Raw genomic sequence first — 3,843 nt, 5'->3', positions numbered from 1 at the left:
ACTTGCAATAATACTTGTATAAGGTGTTGTGATATGAAAGGAACGGTGATTAAGATGAAGTGTCCCAAATGTGATGGTCTTATGATCTATGAGAAGTTTTTAGATATGGGTGAATCCAGCCACTATTATTTTTATGGTTGGAGATGTATTACTTGCGGAACCATAGTTGATTCTATTATAATGGAGAATAGAATTGCCCCGGTAGTTTTATCAAAGGGTAATCGCAGGCGGCGTTTAAAGAAGGTGTCCTAACTGCAATTTCAGGGGAGGATGTAATTTGGGTAAAGACATTATTATCAGGGTTGGAGGAGAAGGCGGAGAGGGAGTAATAAGTGCAGGAGACATGCTTGCTAAGGCGTCAGCCCGGGCAGGTCTTGAGGTTCTTACATTTAAGACATTTCCGGCTGAGATAAAGGGCGGTTATGCCATGTACCAGTTCAGGGTTTCAGCAGAAGAGATCCTGTCACATGGTGATACATTTAATATCGTCGTAGTATTAAACGCTGAGGCATATGAGATTAACAAAGGGCTTTTGAAACCCGGCAACGTGCTTGTGTATGACGGTCCAGACGGGGGTATTGATCCAAAGCCAGTTGAGGGGGTTGTACAATATGCTATTCCAATGACAAAGATCAGTAAGGTTGATCTTGCCAGTCCCATTTCAAAAAATATGGTTGCGCTTGGCGCAGTGGTTCAGCTTTTTTCGTTTCCAATGGATAGTCTTGTTGAGCTTGTCCGAAACAAGTTCAGGAAGAAAGGCGAAGAAATTGTAAACATTAATCTGAAGGCCCTTGAGGCAGGGGCAGAGTATGTAAGATCAAATATCAAGAAAACGGATAAATTCACTGTTCACCCCAAGAAACCTGAAGGTGATGCAATTTTGCTCTCGGGTAATGAGGCCATAGGGCTTGGTGCGCTTGTTGCGGGGTGTGAGTTTTTTTCATGTTATCCGATTACCCCTGCTACAGAAATTGCAATCTGGCTTGCTAAACATTTGCCAAAGACTAACGGCGTAGTTGTGCAGGCAGAGGATGAGATCGCATCACTTGGTCATGTCATTGGGGCATCATATGCCGGCGCCAAGGCGATGACAGGGACATCTGGTCCGGGTCTTGATCTAATGACTGAACTTCTCGGTTTTGCAAGTATGGCAGAACTTCCTCTGGTTATTGCTGATGTTCAGAGGGGTGGTCCTTCAACAGGACTTCCAACAAAGAGCGAGCAATCGGACCTGTTCCTTGCCGCACGAGGAGGTCATGGCGACTTTCCACGTATAGTCCTTGCTACTGCGACTATTGAGGATTGTTTTTATTTGACGGTAGATGCCTTTAATCTGGCGGAGAAATATCAGATGCCGGTTATCATCCTGAGTGATGGTTCTCTTGCATTCAGGACAGAGAAGATAAAAAGGCCTGACCTTGCAAAGTTGAATATTATAAACAGAGAAGTATACTCTGGTAATGGAGAGTTTAAACGCTACGAAGTTACTGATTCGGGCATATCAGCAGTGTCTCTTCCAGGTCATCCGGGCGGCCAGTATATAGCCACGGGACTTGAACATAGTGAGACCGCTGCTCCAAAATATTCTCCTGACTATCATGCGATGATGACGGAAAAAAGGTTCAGGAAGATTGAAAATATTGAGGATGAGTATGCCGCCTCTGAATATGATGGTAATGGAGATGAAGATATTGGGATTATTAGTTGGGGGCTTACGCAGTGTTCAGTAAGAGAGGCTGTTAAGAGATGCAGGGATAAAGGGCTTAAGGTAAGCGCATTGTATCCAAAGTTGGTTTTTCCGGTTCCAGTGAAGGCTATCAGAAAGTTCGCCTCTTCAGTAAAGAAGGTCTTGATGCCAGAGGTAAATTATCAGGGTCAGTTTGCTGAACTAGTCAGGGCACATGCGGGTATTAATCCTATCAGATATGATATTTACGGGGGGCTTCCGTTTACCCCGGAACAGATAGAGGCCAAAATTAAGGAGGTCATATAAAATGGAAGTGACTCAGCAGCTAAAACCCAAGGATTATCGGTCCGATATACCGCCGGTATGGTGTGCAGGTTGCGGTGACTATGGAGTCCTTGCATCACTGACGACTGCTTTTAGTGCAAACCATGCTTCGACTGCTAATACAGTCCTTGTTTCAGGTATAGGTTGTTCAAGCAGGCTTCCATATTTTGTTACTACCTTTGGAATGCACACATGCCACGGCAGGGCGGTTCCAATAGCTACGGGCATTAAGCTTGCGAGGCCGGAGTTGAAGGTTATAGTGGTTGGCGGTGACGGTGACAATTTTAGTATTGGAGGCGGGCATCTGCCCCATGTTGCAAGAAAGAACATTGACATAACATTAATCGTGATGGATAACTCAATATATGGTCTAACCAAGAACCAGGTCTCTCCAACAAGCAGGGCGGGAATGGTTACCTCTACAACACCGCATGGTTCACCGGATGTTCCATTAAACCCTATAGCATATGCCCTTGTTTATGGTGCAACGTTCGTTGCTCAGAGTTTTTCATCAAATGCCAGGTTGACAGCAGATTTAATTGGTCAGGCTATGAATCACAAGGGGTTTGCTTTTATAAATGTGATATCACCATGTCCTACATTCAATAAGGTTGATACGTTTGAATATTATAAACCACTCTTGAGAAACATAGACGAGATCCATGCTGATAAGGGTGATAAGGTTAAGGCATTATCCCTGGCGATGACTATGGGCAGGGAAAGCGCAACGGTACCCATTGGATTATTTTATCAGGAGAAGAGACCGTCCTATGTGGAGTTGCTTTCTGGAATAAAGACCAGGAATAAGGGGACAAATAATCCGGACCTTGAGAAAATTATTGACGTGTTTAAACTTTAAAGATAGTCAACATGAGTCTTCCTTGTCAAGTTCAACATTCCAATAGAGATAATCCCTCCAGTTCTCAGGTTTGTTTCTTATGCCTAAGGTGACAGTGACATGTGGGAGCCACTTAGGCTCACTTGGTACCTTTATGAGACGCATACCACTCTGAGCAGGAGTGCGGCCGCTTTTCTTATTATTACACTTCCAGCAGGCAGTTACAATATTTTCCCAATTCTTTTTACCACCCTTTGCTGCTGGTAAAACATGATCAAACGTCAGGTCCTTGACGTCAAACCTCAGGCCACAATATTGACAGGTATGGTTGTCCCTGGTGAAGATATTGGCCCGAGAAAATTTTACTGAATGAATGTTGCGGGCCTTAACTCTCTTTAGCAGTCTTAAGACAGATGGCAGGTTAAAACTGACCCTTATGCCACGGACTTCGCGGTCATACACCTCCAGTACTTCAACTTTTCCCTGGAACAGCAGGGTGACAGCCCTTTTCCATGGGATGACCTTCAGAGGTTCATATGTAGCATTAAGGAGTAAAGTGTGCTCCATTTTCTTCTTTGGTCAGAAGTGTAACCGTTTCTGATTTCCAATATTATTACATAAAACTTATTAAAAAGCAATATGTTTGGACAAAAGAATACTTGACACATGTAACTGCTGTTTGCTATATTTAACAATCCAAGAATTTTGCTAAATATTACAATGAATATAATCTTTCAGGTAAGGGGGTGGATAATATATGCTGGGGGTAAAGGTAAAAGACAATGAATCCTTTGAAAGCGTCCTCCGCCGGTTCAAAAAACAGTGTGAAAAGTCAGGGATACTCTCTGAGATGAGAAAAAGGGAACACTATGAAAAACCAAGTGTCAGGCGCAAACGCAAGGCTTTAGCCGCAAAGAAGAAGGCAGCAAAACGTCAAAAGGTGTAAATTTATGACTTTACTCGACAGACTCTCAGGAGACCTTAATGAATCTTT

At 43.4% G+C, this 3,843-nt stretch carries 4 protein-coding genes; 3 read left to right on the top strand and 1 reads right to left on the bottom strand.

What is annotated here, in order from left to right:
• Nucleotides 1–277 precede the first annotated feature (277 nt).
• Both IT392_04335 and IT392_04330 read left to right on the top strand, forming a co-directional pair.
• A complete protein-coding gene (locus IT392_04335) occupies nucleotides 278–1,993 on the top strand; it encodes a 2-oxoacid:acceptor oxidoreductase subunit alpha (protein MCC6543716.1) in 1,716 nt (571 codons plus the stop codon).
• A 1-nt stretch (nucleotide 1,994) separates the two neighbouring features.
• Complete coding sequence (locus IT392_04330; GenBank protein MCC6543715.1) at nucleotides 1,995–2,870, top strand: 2-oxoacid:ferredoxin oxidoreductase subunit beta; 876 nt, start codon at nucleotides 1,995–1,997, stop codon at nucleotides 2,868–2,870.
• Between the two features lie 6 nt (nucleotides 2,871–2,876).
• On the opposite strand, the gene IT392_04325 is transcribed toward IT392_04330, so the two are convergent.
• Nucleotides 2,877–3,416, bottom strand: a complete 540-nt coding sequence (locus tag IT392_04325) for an HNH endonuclease (protein MCC6543714.1) — start codon at nucleotides 3,414–3,416, stop codon at nucleotides 2,877–2,879.
• A gap of 190 nt (nucleotides 3,417–3,606) precedes the next feature.
• On the opposite strand from IT392_04325, the gene IT392_04320 reads away from it, so the two are divergent.
• A complete protein-coding gene (locus IT392_04320) occupies nucleotides 3,607–3,795 on the top strand; it encodes a 30S ribosomal protein S21 (protein ID MCC6543713.1) in 189 nt (62 codons plus the stop codon).
• Nucleotides 3,796–3,843: the final 48 nt, after the last annotated feature.

It is taken from the genome of Nitrospirota bacterium (genome assembly GCA_020846775.1).
Taxonomy (GTDB): Bacteria; Nitrospirota; 9FT-COMBO-42-15; order HDB-SIOI813; family HDB-SIOI813; genus RBG-16-43-11.
The sequence above is the reverse complement of the archived record's forward strand: the minus strand, read 5'-3'. Positions and strand labels throughout refer to the sequence as shown.